The sequence below is a fragment of the Cellulomonas shaoxiangyii genome (assembly GCF_004798685.1).
GTDB lineage: Bacteria > Actinomycetota > Actinomycetes > Actinomycetales > Cellulomonadaceae > Cellulomonas > Cellulomonas shaoxiangyii.
Genome location: NZ_CP039291.1, coordinates 3,219,008 through 3,233,700 on the forward strand (window position 1 = coordinate 3,219,008; position 14,693 = coordinate 3,233,700).

The 14,693-nt window shown below is 75.0% G+C and carries 15 protein-coding genes; 6 read left to right on the forward strand and 9 right to left on the reverse strand.

All coding sequences use genetic code 11. The features are described 5' to 3' along the window. The first annotated feature begins 143 nt into the window (after positions 1–143). The 3 genes from E5225_RS14355 to E5225_RS14365 are packed head-to-tail and all read left to right on the forward strand — an operon-like array spanning position 144 to position 3,281. Positions 144–872, forward strand: a complete 729-nt coding sequence (locus E5225_RS14355; protein WP_135973378.1) for a response regulator transcription factor — start codon at positions 144–146, stop codon at positions 870–872. After that, complete coding sequence (locus tag E5225_RS14360) at positions 869–2,473, forward strand: sensor histidine kinase (protein ID WP_135973377.1); 1,605 nt, start codon at positions 869–871, stop codon at positions 2,471–2,473. The genes E5225_RS14355 and E5225_RS14360 overlap by 4 nt, the downstream gene beginning before the upstream one ends. Before the next feature lie 10 nt (positions 2,474–2,483). Beyond that, positions 2,484–3,281 (forward strand): HD domain-containing protein, encoded by a 798-nt coding sequence (locus tag E5225_RS14365; protein WP_135973376.1) that lies wholly within the window; start codon positions 2,484–2,486, stop codon positions 3,279–3,281. A 94-nt stretch (positions 3,282–3,375) separates the two neighbouring features. On the opposite strand, the gene E5225_RS14370 is transcribed toward E5225_RS14365, so the two are convergent. Then, positions 3,376–3,666, reverse strand: a complete 291-nt coding sequence (locus E5225_RS14370; RefSeq protein ID WP_135973375.1) for a WXG100 family type VII secretion target — start codon at positions 3,664–3,666, stop codon at positions 3,376–3,378. A gap of 258 nt (positions 3,667–3,924) precedes the next feature. Here E5225_RS14370 and E5225_RS14375 point away from each other — a divergent pair, with 258 nt between their 5' ends. Next, positions 3,925–4,266 carry a DUF4031 domain-containing protein gene (locus tag E5225_RS14375; RefSeq protein WP_341765639.1) on the forward strand — a complete coding sequence of 114 codons (342 nt, stop codon included), beginning with the start codon at positions 3,925–3,927 and terminating at the stop codon, positions 4,264–4,266. A gap of 81 nt (positions 4,267–4,347) precedes the next feature. Here the strand turns inward: E5225_RS14375 and E5225_RS14380 are convergent, their stop codons facing one another. After that, a complete protein-coding gene (locus tag E5225_RS14380; RefSeq protein ID WP_424945133.1) occupies positions 4,348–6,255 on the reverse strand; it encodes an amidase family protein in 1,908 nt (635 codons plus the stop codon). Positions 6,256–6,356: 101 nt separating this feature from the next. After that, entirely contained in the window at positions 6,357–6,512 is a 156-nt protein-coding gene (locus tag E5225_RS17600; protein WP_166435947.1) for a hypothetical protein, read from the reverse strand. A gap of 281 nt (positions 6,513–6,793) precedes the next feature. Between E5225_RS17600 and E5225_RS14385 the strand changes: the two genes are divergently transcribed. Beyond that, positions 6,794–7,255 carry a hypothetical protein gene (locus E5225_RS14385; protein ID WP_135973374.1) on the forward strand — a complete coding sequence of 154 codons (462 nt, stop codon included), beginning with the start codon at positions 6,794–6,796 and terminating at the stop codon, positions 7,253–7,255. A gap of 17 nt (positions 7,256–7,272) precedes the next feature. Here the strand turns inward: E5225_RS14385 and E5225_RS14390 are convergent, their stop codons facing one another. The 6 genes from E5225_RS14390 to urtA all read right to left on the reverse strand — a co-directional run bounded on the left by E5225_RS14390 (position 7,273) and on the right by urtA (position 13,100). Continuing rightward, positions 7,273–8,001 carry a GntR family transcriptional regulator gene (locus tag E5225_RS14390; protein WP_135973373.1) on the reverse strand — a complete coding sequence of 243 codons (729 nt, stop codon included), beginning with the start codon at positions 7,999–8,001 and terminating at the stop codon, positions 7,273–7,275. Between the two features lie 56 nt (positions 8,002–8,057). Then, positions 8,058–8,750 carry an urea ABC transporter ATP-binding subunit UrtE gene (gene urtE / locus E5225_RS14395; RefSeq protein WP_135973372.1) on the reverse strand — a complete coding sequence of 231 codons (693 nt, stop codon included), beginning with the start codon at positions 8,748–8,750 and terminating at the stop codon, positions 8,058–8,060. Then, on the reverse strand, positions 8,750–9,646 hold the full coding sequence (gene urtD / locus E5225_RS14400) for an urea ABC transporter ATP-binding protein UrtD (protein ID WP_135973371.1): 897 nt from the start codon (positions 9,644–9,646) through the stop codon (positions 8,750–8,752). Before urtD ends, urtE begins: the two co-directional genes overlap by 1 nt. After that, positions 9,643–10,836 carry an urea ABC transporter permease subunit UrtC gene (gene urtC / locus E5225_RS14405; RefSeq protein WP_243738205.1) on the reverse strand — a complete coding sequence of 398 codons (1,194 nt, stop codon included), beginning with the start codon at positions 10,834–10,836 and terminating at the stop codon, positions 9,643–9,645. Before urtC ends, urtD begins: the two co-directional genes overlap by 4 nt. Beyond that, positions 10,833–11,717 carry an urea ABC transporter permease subunit UrtB gene (gene urtB / locus E5225_RS14410; RefSeq protein ID WP_135973370.1) on the reverse strand — a complete coding sequence of 295 codons (885 nt, stop codon included), beginning with the start codon at positions 11,715–11,717 and terminating at the stop codon, positions 10,833–10,835. The genes urtC and urtB overlap by 4 nt, the downstream gene beginning before the upstream one ends. 99 nt (positions 11,718–11,816) lie before the next feature. Further along, on the reverse strand, positions 11,817–13,100 hold the full coding sequence (gene urtA, locus E5225_RS14415) for an urea ABC transporter substrate-binding protein (protein WP_243738204.1): 1,284 nt from the start codon (positions 13,098–13,100) through the stop codon (positions 11,817–11,819). 288 nt (positions 13,101–13,388) lie between these two features. Between urtA and E5225_RS14420 the strand changes: the two genes are divergently transcribed. Then, entirely contained in the window at positions 13,389–14,633 is a 1,245-nt protein-coding gene (locus E5225_RS14420) for a pyridoxal phosphate-dependent aminotransferase (protein WP_135973368.1), read from the forward strand. Positions 14,634–14,693 lie beyond the last annotated feature (60 nt).

A 14,693-nucleotide genomic window follows, 5' to 3' on the forward strand; every position in this document is an offset into this window, starting at 1 on the left:
CGAGGCGCGAGGTCACATGTCGATCACGATCCGCCGCGGCCGGCCCGCGCCGCGCCGAGCGCGTCCAGCCGGCTCTCAGACTCCGCGCCGCGGGCTCCGGTCCCTCTCAGGCGACTCCCAGATCCCGGCGGGAGAATGGGGCCATGAGCACCGCGTCCGGGACACCCGAGGCCAGGCTCCTCGTCGTGGACGACGAGCCGAACATCCGCGAGCTGCTGGCCACGTCGCTGCGCTTCGCCGGGTTCGAGGTGCACGCCGCCGCCGACGGCGGGTCCGCCCTCCGCCTCGCGCGGGACACCGACCCCGACCTGGTCGTGCTCGACGTCATGCTCCCCGACATGGACGGGTTCACCGTCACGCGCCGCCTGCGCGAGAAGGGCCAGCACGTGCCCGTCCTGTTCCTCACGGCGCGGGACGACACCGCCGACAAGGTGCAGGGCCTGACCGTCGGCGGCGACGACTACGTCACGAAGCCGTTCAGCCTCGAGGAGGTCGTGGCGCGCATCCGCGCGATCCTGCGCCGCACCACCCCGGGCGACCAGGACAGCACCTCCGTGCTGCGCTACGCCGACCTCGAGCTCGACGAGGACACCTACGAGGTCCGGCGCGCCGGGCAGCCCATCGAGCTGTCCCCCACCGAGTTCAAGCTGCTGCGCTACCTGATGCTCAACCCGAACCGCGTGCTGTCCAAGACGCAGATCCTGGACCACGTGTGGCAGTACGACTGGGGCGGCGACGCGAACATCGTCGAGTCCTACATCTCCTACCTGCGGCGCAAGATCGACCAGCTGACGGGCCCCGACGGGGAGCGGCTGCCGCCCCTCATCCACACCCGGCGCGGCATCGGCTACCTGCTGCGCGAGTCGACGTGAGCGACGCGCCACCGGGCACCAGCCGGCGCGCCGCGGCCGCCGCGGCGGTGCGCGAGCGCTGGGACCACGTGCCGCTGAGCGAGCGGCTCGTGTCGATCATCGTCGTGCTGCTCGGGACGGGCCTCGCCCTGGCGGGCCTGGCCAGCTCGACCCTGCTCGAGCGCGAGCTCGTGGCCCAGGTGGACGCGAAGCTGAAGAACGAGGGGTTCCAGCAGGTCCGGGAGCTGTTCGACCCCGCCGCGCCCTGGGACGCCGACGCCACGACCCCGTCGGACTACTACGTCGTCGCCCAGCTGGGCTGGCGCGCCCAGGAGCTGGTGAGCAACCCGTACACGGTCGAGGAGTACGGCACGCCGCGCGTGCCGAACGGGCTGACCCCCGAGAGCGCGGAGCTGGGACGTCCGTACACGGTCGCGTCGGACCGGACGGGATCCCGCTGGCGGGTCGTGTCCTACCCGTACGCGGACGGGAGCGACGTGATCCTGTCCGTGGCGCTGCCGCTGCGCGACATCGACCGGACGGCGACCCGCATGACCTGGATCCTCGTCTCCAGCGGCGCCGCCCTCATGGTCATCGGTGCGATCGTCGGCGGCTGGGCCGTGCAGCGCTCGCTGCGCCCGCTGCGGGAGATCGAGGACACGGCCGCCGCCATCGCCGCGGGCGACCTGTCGCAGCGCGTCCCGCAGGCACCCGCCACCACCGAGGTGGGCAGGCTGGGCGCCGCGCTCAACGGCATGCTCGCGCAGATCGAGCAGGCGTTCGACGCGCGCACGGCGTCCGAGGCGCGCATGCGGCGGTTCGTCGCCGACGCGTCCCACGAGCTGCGCACGCCCCTGGCCGCGATCCGCGGGTACGCCGAGCTGTACCGGATGGGCGCCATGACGACGCCCGAGCAGGTGGACGACACCATGCGCCGCATCGAGGGCTCCGCACGCCGCATGGGCTCCCTCGTCGAGGACCTGCTCGCGCTCGCCCGGCTCGACGAGGGACTGCCCGGCCGGCTGGGGCCGGTGGACCTGACGGTGCTGGCGGCCGACGCCGTGAGCGACCTGCGCGCGATCGACCCGGACCGTCCCGTGCGGCTGGAGACGCTCGCCCCGGCGGCACCCGTCGTGGTGCAGGGCGACGAGGTGCGGCTGCGCCAGGTGCTCGCGAACCTCGTCGGCAACGCCGCGCAGCACACCCCGGCAGGCACGCCGGTGGAGGTCCGCGTGGGGCCCGCGGGCCGCGACGCCGACGGCCGGCGCACCGCGCTGCTCGAGGTGCGCGACCACGGCCCCGGCATCCCGCCCGAGCACGCCGCGCGCGTGTTCGAGCGGTTCTACCGCGTCGACGCCTCGCGCACGCGCGAGTCCGGTGGTTCGGGGCTCGGCATGGCGATCGCGGCCGCGATCGTCGCGTCGCACGACGGGCAGGTCGGCATCGAGGAGACGCCCGGCGGCGGCACCACGGTGCGGGTCGTCCTGCCGGTCGACGGACCCGCCGGCGCGGCCGCTGCGGACGCGCCCGGCGGCGTCACCGGACGTCCGTCCAGTGGGACCGAGGGTGCGCCGTCCTCCCCGGACGCGGCTACGATGGCGCGTCCTACGTCACCGTCGTGAGGCATGATCCATGGGCGTCCATGACGCACCGGGCTGGCTTCTGCCGGCCTTCTCCCGCAGCGTCGTCGGAGCGGGTGGCACCGCCTCCCCCGAGGAGATCCGCCGTACCGGTGAGGACCTCCTCGACCGCTGGTCCCAGACCGGCCGGCACTTCCACAACGTCAAGCACCTCGTCGAGGTGCTCGCGCACGTGGACGAGCTCGACGAGGAGGTGCACGAGCCCGACCTCGTCCGGCTCGCGGCCTGGTACCACGGCGTGGTGTTCGACTCCGCGGAGCGCAAGGCGTACGCCAACCAGGGCGGGGAGGACGAGGCGGCCAGTGCGCGCCTCGCCCGCGAGCAGCTGACCGCGCTCGGCGTGCCGGAGCACCGGGCCCAGCGGGTCGGGGAGCTCGTGTCGGCGCTCGTGCGCCACGCCCCGAACCGCAAGGACCTCGACTGCGCGGTCCTGTGCGACGCGGACCTCGCGATGCTCGCGGCCGAGCCGCAGCGGTACAAGGCGTACCTGCACGACGTGCGCTCGGAGTACGCGCACCTGCCCCTCGAGGACTACGTGCGGGCCCGGACCCGGATCCTGCGCAAGCTGCTGGCCCGCCCCTCGCTGTTCGTCAGCCCCCTCGCGCAGGGGTGGGAGGAGCCGGCGCGGCAGAACGTCGCGGCAGAGCTCCAGCGCCTCGAGAAGGAGCTGGGACGCCTCGAGGCTGCCAGGGCCGCGGACGACGCCTCGGACACCCCGGGGCAGGACGACGAGCGGGGCACGGGGTCCCCGCCCGTCGTCGACGCACCGCAGCCCACGAGCCCGCGCTGACGCACCGGCCCCGGCCGCCGAGACACCCGCACGCGCGCGCCCGCTGACGGACCGGCACCGCCGGCCCCGCGTGCGCGGCCGCACGGCCCGGGCGTCAGTGCGTGAACAGCCGCGCGGCGTGCGCCTCCGCGTCCGCGTACGTACGTGCGGCGGCCTGCATCGCCGTCGCGATCTGCCCGAGGGACTGCTCGACGCGCGCCTGCGTGGCCGTCCACTCGGCGACGAGCGCCGAGAACGCCCCGGCCGCACCGCCGCGCCACGACGCCTGCAGCTCGGTGAGCTGCCGCTGCATGCCCGCCACCTCGGCCTGGATGGTGGCCGCGCGCGCGAGCACCGCCGCCGCCGACCCGTCGAGATGGCCGGCGTCGACCTCGTACCTGCTCATGGGACCTCCCTCGCGTCCGCCGCGGCCGCCCGGCGGGCGACCCGTCGACGACGGACGCGCCGACGCTAGGGCGGCCCCGCCGGGCGTCCGCGCCGAGCGGCCCGCGCGGGTGAGCGCCGCCGCCCTCCCGCGGGCTGGGGTCGGGTCGGCGCCCCTCGCCTCGGGGTGTGCCCCCGCTCCTCGAGCCTCGACGACCCCGGGGGTCGGTGCGACCGCGCGGCCGCCGTCCCCGGGCGACGACCGCCGTACGCTCGCCCGGTGACCGTGCTCGTCGACCCTCCGCTGTGGCCGCGCCACGGCACCGTGTGGGGTCACCTCGTCAGCGACGCCTCGTACGACGAGCTGCACGCCTTCGCGGCGCGCGCCGGCATCCCGCGGCGGGCGTTCGACCGCGACCACTACGACGTCCCGGCGGAGCGCTGGGACGACGTGGTCGCCCTCGGTGCCGTGCCGGTCGGCACGCGGGAGCTGGTGCGGCGGCTGCGCGCGTCCGGGCTGCGGGTGCGGGCCCGCGACCGGCGCCCGGACGGTGCCCCCGACGCGACCGCACGCGACCACCACGCCGACCGGCGCGCCGCCGGGCACCGCGCCGCCTGCTGACACGCCGTCTGCCGGCACGCGGCGTGCGACGCGCGGCCGCCCGTCGGTGCGCACGGCGGGCAGTCCGTCGCGCGCCCCGGCTCAGCGTCCCCGCGCGAGGGCCGCGAGCCACCCCCCGGTGTCGGTGAGGTCGGCGCCGGTCGCCCCGGCCTCGGCGGTGCACCCGAACCCGACGACCCACGTGCCGTCGGCGAGCTCGACCTGCCCCAGGGTCATGGGTGCCGGCAACGCGGCCAGGAACACGCCGAGCGCGCCCGGCGCGAGGCGCCACACCTCGCCGGCGATGGGCGCACCGTCGCCCGGCCCGACGCGGACGAGCCCCGGCTTGCGCGGCACCGTGTCGAGCGCGACGAGCCGGTAGGCGTCCGACGTCGTCACCGCGCGGTCGAACCGCGCGCCCAGGTCGGCGAGCTGGCCCTGCAGCGGCTGCCCGCGCAGGTGCGCGCCGACGACGAGCAGCTCCACGGTGCCCGGCACCAGCAGCGGCGCCGACAGGGGCGCGGACGAGGGCGCGGACGAGGGCGCGGGGGCCGGCACCTGCCCGGACGCCGGCCGCCCCGCCGGACCGGCCCCACCGGCCGAACCCGCCGCCGCCCGCGGGCCGCCCGCGGTCCCCTCCCCCAGCAGGCGCGCCGCCAGGTCGAGCGCGAGCTGGTCCTCGCACGCCCGCGCCAGCACGGTGACCCCGAACGGCCCGCCGTCGGCCTCGCCCACGGGCACCGCCACGGCGGCGAGGTTCAGCAGGTTGACGAAGTTCGTGTACGTGCCGAGCCGCCGGTTGATGCCGACGGGGTCGGCCTGCACCGCCGCGATCGTGGGGTGCTCGGTGGTGGTGGGGAGCAGGAGCAGGTCGCACCCGTCGAGCGTGCGCACCGCCGCGGCGCGCGCCTCGTCGAGCCGCAGGCGGTCGCGCACGTACGCGGCGGCCGGCACCGAGCCCCCCGCCAGGACGATCGACGCGACCGTCGGGTCGGCGTCGGCCGGGCCCGTCGCCAGGAAGTCACCGACGGCCGCGTACCGCTCGGCGACGAGGGCACCGTCGTAGAGCAGCCGCCCGGCCGCGAGCAGGCCGGACACGTCGACCTCGACCGCGCGCGCCCCGACGGCCCGCGCGCGGGCGACCGCACCGGCGAACGCCGCGCGCCACGCGTCCGAGAGGGGCGCGAGGTCCGCCGGGCGCGGCACGGCCACCACGGGCGCGTCCCGCAGGCCGACCCGCACGTCGGCGGGCCACCGGCGCCGCGCACCGCCGCCGGCGTCGGGCGCCGCGTCGTCGTCGGCCACCGCGCCACCGGCGTCGACGTCTCCCGCGCCCGATCCAACCCCCGACCCAGACCCCGCCCCAGCCCCAGCCCCGACCATCAGCCGCGTCGCGAGCACCCCCGTCGCGAGGTCGCGGGTGAACGTCGTGACGACGTCGTAGGACGGGCAGGCGGGCACGACGCCCGCCGTGGGCACCAGGCCGATCGTCGTCTTGATGCCGACGAGCCCGTGGAAGGCGGCGGGCACGCGACCGGACCCCGCGGTGTCCGTGCCGATCCCGATGTCCGCGACGCCCAGCGCAACGGCGACGGCCGACCCCGACGAGGACCCGCCCGAGACCCGGTCCGGCAGGGTCGCGTGCCGCACCGCCCCGTACGGGCTGCGGGTCCCGACCAGCCCGGTCGCGAACTGGTCCAGGTTCGTCTTGCCGAGCACGACCGCACCCGCGTCGACGAGCGCCTGCACGGCCGGTGCCGTCCGCGCCGCGGGCCCGGGCCGCCCGGCGGGGTCGGTGGCGTACGAGGGGCAGCCGGCCGTGGTGGGCAGCCCGGCGACGTCGACGTTGTCCTTCACGGCCAGCGTCGTGCCCGCGAGCGGGAGCCGTTCGCCCGCGGCGACGCGCGCGTCGACGGCGTCGGCCGCGGCGAGCGCGTCCGCCTCCGGGACGAGGGCGATCCACACCTCCGGGCGGTCGGCCGCGCGCACCCGGGCGTACGCCGCGCGCACCCGTGCCCGCGCCGTCCCGTCCGCCGCGGCCGGTCCGTACCCGTCGGCACCGCCCGGGACCGCGGCCTCGTCCGGCGTCCGCGTGCCCGACGTCACCGCCCTCACGCGTCCACCGCCCGCACGCCGAGCGATGCCCCCGGCCCGGCATGCTCCTCGGCAGGCGGCGCGGCGGCCGCGTGCTCGCGGAGCACGGCGACCGTGCGCTGGATCGGGACGGCGGTCTCGCCGCGGCGGGCGGCGGGCAGGGTGTCGAGCACGGCGGCCCCTCGGGTCGGTCCGACCGCGGCGGCCGGAGTGGACGGGGCTGTATACACCCCGGTATCCGGACCGTAGGAAGGCTGTGTTTCACCCGGCGCCCGCCGACGTGAACGCGGGGTTACGGTCGCGGCCCCGTCTAGGGTGACCGCCTCGGGGCAGGAGTCGACGCCGCCGCCGGCCCGCGGGGGGACGGGGTGCGGGCACCTGACCGCACGCGCGCGACGGCGGTGGCCCCACCCCGTCCACGGCCCCCCGCCACCACTCGGAGGACCCGCCCGTCATGCCACGCCGCATCCGCACCCTGACCGGCCTCGGCGCCGTGCTCGCGCTCACCGTCGCCCTGTCCGGGTGCAACGCCTTGCGCGACCAGGTCTCCGGCCCGCCCCGCGACGAGAACGGGGTCGCCATCGTCCGCGTCGTCAAGGACGCGGTCCTCGAGGCACTGCCGGACGCGGTCGACGTCAGCACGCTCGTCCGCCTGGACGGGTTCGCCAACACGATGTCGCTGACCGTGACCCTGCCCGACGACGCCGTCCTCGACGTGGCCACGGTGCAGACCGGCGCGCGGGCCGTCTGCGAGCACGTGACGGGGTACGACAGCATGGAGTACGGCTTCTACCAGGCCGACGGTCGCATCGACCTCACGGAGCTGTGGCCGGCCGCGTTCCCGGGCGTCGGGCGCGTCGACCGGAGCACGGCCGACTTCTGGGAGGACGACTGCGCGGCGATCCTCGCGGGGTGAGCGGCACGGCCGCGCCGTCAGCCCGCGATCGCCATCCGCGCCATCGCGGTCGTCGCGCGGTCCATCACGACCTCGAGCGACTCCCCCACGTGCTTGTGCAGCGCGGTGAGGGACTCCGGCAGCCGGCGGGCGAGGACGAGCCGGAGGATCTCCCGGTGCTCGTCGACGGTGGCCGTGATCCGCTCCTCCTCGACGAAGTCGTGCATGCGCACGGCGCGGATCTTCTGGTTCACGGTGACGAGGGCGTCGGTGAGCTGGACGTTCCCCGAGGCGCGCGAGAGCACCTGGTGGAAGCCCTCGTCGAGGACCACGAAGCTGGCGTCGGGCGTGGGCAGGTCGTCGCGCAGCTCGTCCCACCGGGCGAGCTCGGCCCTGAGCAGGGCCGCGTCGTGCTGGACCTGCGGGTTCTCGATGGCCCGCGCGATGCCGCGCAGCTCGAGGGTGATGCGCAGCTCGTAGAGGTTGCGCAGCGTCTCGAGGGACGGCACGACGACGGCGTACCCGAAGTCCGTGCGCTCGACCAGGCCGTCGGACAGCAACCGCGACAGCGCCTCGCGCACCGGGGTGCGGGAGACCTCGAACGCCTTGGAGAGCTTCGGCTCGGTCAGGCGCTCACGCGGCGAGACGCGGCCGTTGAGGATCTCGTCGCGCAGCCGGTGGTAGACCGCGTCCCGCAGCGACCCCGTGACGGGGGCGCCGCCGGCCGCCATCACGGGCGTCGGGTCGTCACCGGCACCGGTTCCCATACCGGGGAAGCGTAGTCCGGCACCTGCGCCCCCCGGCGGCGGAAGCGCCGCACCGCTCACAGGGCCATCGCCGCCCGGACGACGTCCTGCTGCTCCGCACCACCCGCGCCCGTGGCGGTCACCCGCCCCGACTCGAGCACGTGGTAGCGGGACGCCGCCCCGAGCGCGAACCCGACGTGCTGCTCGACGAGCAGCACCCCCAGCCCGTCGGCCGCGAGCTGCACGACCGCACCCTCGATCTCCGCGACGACGGACGGCTGGATGCCCTCGGTGGGCTCGTCGAGGACCATCACGCGCGGCCCGGTGACGAGCGCCCGCGCGATCGCGAGCTGCTGGCGCTGCCCGCCGGACAGCAGCCCGGCCCGCCGGCTCAGCACCTCGCGCAGCGCCGGGAACAGGTCGAGCGCCTCGTCCACCCGGCGCGACCCGGCGGCGCCCGCCACGTCCGCGACCAGCAGGAGGTTCTCGCGTGCCGTCAGCTGCCCGAAGGACTGCTGCCCCTGCGGGACGTAGGCGAGGCCGCGCCGCACGCGCTGGTGCGGCCGGGCCCGCGTGACGTCGTCGCCGTCGATCAGCACGGCCCCGGACCGGAGGGGCAGGAGCCCCACGGCCGCCCGCAGCAGCGTCGTCTTCCCGGCGCCGTTGTGGCCGAGGACCGCGACGACCTGCCCGTCCGGCACCTCGACGTCCACCCCGCGCACGACCTCCGTGCGCCCGTACCCGACGTGCACACCGCACAGCTGCAGCATCACTCCACCTCCGTCGTCACGCCGGCCGCGTGCCCGGCAGTCGCACCGGCCGTACGCGACCCGCGCCCGTGCGCGCCGGTCCCCAGGTACACCTCGACGACCCGCGGGTCCGCCTGCACCTGCGCGACCGTGCCCTCGGCGAGGACCTTCCCCTGGTGCAGCACCGTCACGGACGCCGCGAACGCGCGCAGGAACTCCATGTCGTGCTCGACGACGACGACGGTCCGCTGCTCGCCGATCCGCTGCAGCAGCAGGCCGGTCTGCTCGCGCTCGGCCTGGCTCATGCCGGCGACGGGCTCGTCGAGCAGCAGCAGGCGGGCGTCCTGGACGAGCAGCATGCCGATCTCGAGCCACTGCTTCTGCCCGTGCGCGAGGACGCCGGCCGGCCGGTCGCGCACGTGCGCGAGGCCGACCGTCTCGAGGGCGGCCTCGACCTCGGCCGGCACGCCCTGCCGGCGCCGCAGGAGGCTGAGCGCCGGCCGCCGCGCCCCGGCGGCGATGTCGAGGTTCTGCAGCACGGTCAGCTCGTCGAAGACGCTCGCCGTCTGGAACGTGCGGCCCACGCCGGCCCGCGCGATGCGGTGCGACGGCCGGCCGAGCAGGTCGGCGCCCCCGAAGCTCGCGGACCCCGTCGCGGGGACGAGCCCGGTGATCGCGTCGACGACCGTCGTCTTGCCCGCACCGTTGGGGCCGATGAGGAACCGCAGGTCACCGCGGGTGACGGTGAGGTCGACGCCGTCGACGGCCACGAACCCGTCGAACACGACCCGCAGCCCGCGGACCTCCAGGTAGTCGTGCGTGAACCGCGCCGGCGGGGCGGCGAGCACCTGCTCGAGCGCCTCGGGGTCGAGGCGGGGGGCGTCGTCCGCGTCGGGTGCGGGCGTGGGGTCGCTCATGCGTGCCTCCCGGCGGTGTCGACGGTGTCGGTGGCGCTGCCCGCCCGGGGGTCGGCGGGTGCGTCGGTGCCGGGACCCGGCCCGGCGTCCGCCCCGGGACCGGCGTCCGGCCCGGCGGCGCCGCGCCGGCGGCGCAGCGCCCCGCCGAGCGTCGCGAGCCCGTTGGGCAGGAACGCGACGACCACGATGAACAGCGCCCCCTGGAAGTAGGTCCAGAAGGACGGGAACTGCTCGGACAGCGTCGTCTCGGCCCAGGACACGGCGATGGAGCCGAGCACGGGGCCCAGGAGCGTGGCGCGCCCGCCGATGGCGACGCCCACGAGCAGCGCGATGGAGGGCACGACGCCGACGTCGGCGGGCGAGATGATCCCGACGACCGGCGCGAACAGCGCACCGCCGATCGCCGCGAACGCCGCCGCCACCGCGTACGCGACGACCTTGACCACCGCGGGGTCGTACCCGAGGAACCGCACGCGGTTCTCCTGGTCGCGCACCGCCACGAGCAGCTCGCCGTAGCGCGAGCGCATGAGCAGCCGCACGGCCGCGACCATGGCGATGAGCACGCCGGCCGCGATGAGGTAGAGCATCCGCTTGTTGACCGGGTCGGCGAGGTCGTAGCCGAAGAACGACCGGAACCCGTTGAGCCCGTTCGTGCCGCCGGTGACCTTCTGCTGGCCGACGAGCAGGATCGCGAACGCCGCGGCGAGCGCCTGCGACAGGATCGCGAAGTACGCGCCGCGCACCCGCCGCCGGAAGACCGCCAGGCCGAGCACCGTCGCGATCGCGGCCGGCAGCACCAGGATGGCGAGGACCGTGACGACCGGGGAGCGCAGCGGCTCCCACCACGCCGGCACGACGCCGTCGCCGTACAGCAGCAGGAAGTCCGGGACGCCGCCCGGGCCGGCGTCCGACAGCTTCATGTGCATCGCCATGAGGTAGCCGCCGAGGCCGAAGAACACGCCCTGGCCCAGCACGAGCATCCCGCCGCGCCCCCACGCCAGCCCGATCCCGACCGCGACCATCGCCAGGCACAGGAACTTGGCGAGCAGGTTGAGCCGGAAGTCGGACAGCACGGCCGGCGCGACGCCGATCAGCAGCACCGCGGCGAGCGCGATCCCGCCCCACGCGCGCACGCCCTCGCGCCGCCACCACACGGGGCGCTCCCCCGTGTCCACCGCCGCCGCGCTCACGCGAGGCTCCGGGTGCGGACCGACACGAGCCCCTGCGGCCGCAGCTGCAGGAACGCGACGACGACGACGAACACGAGCACCTTCGCGAGGCTCGCGGTCGTCGAGTACTCGAACGCCGCCTGCAGGACCCCGAGCCCGACGGCGGCGATCACGGCGCCCTTGAGCTGGCCGATCCCGCCGGCGACGACCACCAGGAACGCGTCGACGATGTAGCTGGTCCCGAGCGTCGGGCCGATCGACCCGAGCAGCGTCAGCGCCACCCCGGCGATCCCCGCGATCCCGGACCCCACGAAGAAGGTCAGCCGGTCGGTGGCCCGCGTCGACACGCCCGACGTCTCCGCGAGGTCGCGGTTCTGCACCGTCGCGCGGATCCGCCGCCCGAGCGGCGTCACCTTGAGCACGACCGACAGCGCCCCGACGGCGACGATCGCGAGCGCGAGGATGAACAGGCGGCTCTTCGGCAGCTCCATGCCGAGCACCGGCACCGCGCCGGACAGCCACGCCGGTGCGCGCACGTCGACGTTCGGCGCACCGAACACGTCCCGCGCGAGCTGCTGCAGCACCAGCGAGACGCCGAACGTCACGAGCAGCGTGTCGAGCGGGCGCCGGTACATGCGCGAGATGAGCGTGACCTCGAGCAGCAGGCCGAGCAGCCCGCCGACGACGAAGCCGAGCGGCAGGGCGACGAGCAGCGAGACACCCGCGTCGGGCAGCACCTGCTGCACGACGAACGCGGTGTACGCGCCGGCCATCATGAACTCGCCGTGCGCCATGTTGATGACGCCCATCTGCCCGAAGGTCAGGGCGAGGCCGAGCGCGGCGAGCAGCAGGACCGAGCCGAGGCTCAGACCCGCGAACAGCTGGGGTAGCAGGGCGTCCATGGGCCGCCTTCCGTGGTGTGGTGCGCGGGCGACGGCCCGGCCGGCCGAGGGGTCGGACCGGCCGGGCCGTCGCGATCGGGGTGCGCGTGGGGCGTCAGGTCAGGACAGGCCCTCGGCCCAGTCGTAGCCCTCGAGGAACGGGTCCGGCTCGATCGGGCCGTCCGACTGCCACACCGGGTAGATGAGCCCGTCCTCGGCGATCTCGCCGATGTACGCCGTCTTGGCGATGTGGTGGTTGTCGCCGTCCACCGTGACGGTGCCCTCGGGGGCGTCGAACGACACGCCGTCGGCGGCCTCCTGGATGGCGGCGACGTCGAACGACTCCGCCTTCTCGACCATGCCCTTCCACAGGTACAGCGACGTGTAGGCGGCCTCCATCGGGTCGGAGGTCGGACGGTCGTCGCCGTACTTCTCCTTGAACGCCGCGACGAACTCCTCGTTCGCGGGCGACTCGACCGTCTGGTAGTAGTTCCACGCCGTCAGCTGGCCCGCGACGTTCTCGACGCCGATGCCGCCGACCTCCTCCTCCGCGATGGAGACGGAGACCACGGGCGCCGTCTCGGGCGTCAGGCCGACGTTCTTGTACTCCTTGAAGAACGCGACGTTCGAGTCGCCGTTCAGGGTGTTGAACACCGCGTCGGCGCCGGATGCCTTGAGCTTGTTGACGATCGTCGAGAAGTCGGTGTGCCCGAGCGGCGCGTACTCCTCGCCGACGATCTCGATGCCGTTCGCCTCGGCGTAGGCGTTGATGATCTTGTTCGCCGTGCGCGGGAAGACGTAGTCGGAGCCGACCAGGAAGACCTTCGTCTTGCCCTGCTCCTTGAGGTAGTCCATGCCGGGGATGATCTGCTGGTTGGTCGTCGCACCCGTGTAGAAGATGTTCGGCGACGCCTCCAGGCCCTCGTACTGGACCGGGTAGAACAGCAGCGCGTCGCGGGACTCGAAGACCGGCAGCATCGCCTTGCGCGACGACGAGGTCCAGCCGCCGAACACCGCGGCGACGCAGTCGGACGAGATGAGCTTCTCCGCCTTCTCGGCGAAGACGGTGGGCTCCGAGGCGCCGTCCTCGCCGACGATCTCGAGCTCCTTGCCGAGCACGCCGCCGGCCGCGTTGATCTCCTCCGCGGCGAGGTCGAGCGAGTCGCGCACGGTCTGCTCGGAGATCGCCATGGTGCCGGACAGCGAGTTGAGGAAGCCGATCTTCACGGTGTCGCCGGAGGTGTCCACGCAGGACTCACCACCCGACGACGTCGAGCCGGCCTCGCCGGAGGCGCCGGCGCGGGCGCCGCAGGCCGACAGGGCGAGCGCGGTGGCGAGGACGCCGGCGGACAGCGCGAGCGCGCGGCCACGGGACGCCCGGACAGGGAGGGGGTGTCGGGTCAACGCAGGTGCCTTTCGTCGGGACGTGCGAGGGGTCGGGAGGTGCTCGGGGCTGCCGGGTGCCGCGACGCACCGCGCTGTGTCCCGCGGCGTATACAGCCCGGTGCCCATGGGTGAGGACGCTAGGGACTCCGTGTTTCTCGGACCCCGCCCCGCACGTAAACACTGCGTTTCCGCCGGTCCCGACCCTGCGGCGCGGGCGGCCGCGGGGCCGCGACGCCGCCGTGACCAGGCCACCTGCTGCCAGGTGGCTGCATCGCCCGCCCCGCCGCCGGCGATAGCATCCCTGCCATGCCGCTGCGCCCCCTCGACCAGTCCGCGAAGCTCAAGGACGTCCTCTACGAGATCCGTGGCAAGGCGCTCGACGAGGCAGCCCGCATGGAGGCCGAGGGCCTGTCGGTCCTCAAGCTCAACACCGGCAACCCGGCGGCGTTCGGGTTCCACGCGCCGCACCAGATCGTCGCCGACGTCATCGCCGCGATCCCCCACGCGCACGGGTACACCGAGTCGCGCGGCATCCTGTCCGCCCGGCGGGCCATCGTCACGCGCTACGAGACCGTGCCCGGGTTCCCGACGTTCGACGTCGACGACGTGTACCTCGGCAACGGCGTCTCCGAGCTCATCACGATGACGCTGCAGGCCCTGCTCGACGAGGGCGACGAGGTGCTCATCCCCTCGCCCGACTACCCGCTGTGGACGGCCATGGCGAGCCTGTCCGACGGCAAGCCCGTGCACTACCGCTGCGACGAGTCCTCCGGCTGGCAGCCCGACGTCGAGGACATCCGCGCGCGGATCACGCCCCGCACCAAGGCCATCGTCGTCATCAACCCGAACAACCCGACCGGCGCCGTGTACAGCCGCGAGGTGCTCGAGCAGATCGCCGAGGTGGCGCGCGAGCACAGCCTCCTGCTGCTCGCCGACGAGATCTACGACCGCATCCTCTTCGACGGGGCGCAGCACGTCCCGCTGGCGTCCGTCGCGCCCGACCTGCTGTGCCTGACGTTCAACGGCCTGTCCAAGACCTACCGCGTCGCGGGTTACCGGTCGGGGTGGGTCGTCGTCACCGGGCCGCAGGCGCACGCGCGCGGGTTCCTCGAGGGCATGACGCTGCTCGCGTCGACGCGCCTGTGCCCCAACGTGCCCGCGCAGCACGCCATCCAGGCGGCGCTCGGCGGCGTCCAGTCGATCGAGGCGCTCGTCGCACCCGGCGGCCGGCTGTACGAGCAGCGCCAGGTCGCCTGGGAGGGCATCGCCTCGATCCCCGGCGTCGACTGCGTCCGCCCGGACGGCGCGCTGTACCTCTTCCCGCGCCTCGACCCCGAGGTGCACGAGATCCACGACGACGCCCAGCTCGTCTACGACCTGCTGGTCCGCGAGCGGATCCTGCTCGTGGCGGGCACGGGCTTCAACTGGCCGACACCCGACCACCTGCGCATCGTGACGCTGCCCGAGGCGCGGGTCCTGGCCGAGGCGGTCGAGCGGATGGGCAACTTCCTCGCGTCGTACCGCCAGGTGCCGGTGCGCCGCAGCGCCTGAGCGCACCGCACCGGTCCCGGCGCGGGACGGAGCGGGTACGCCGAGGGCCGGCCACCCCGT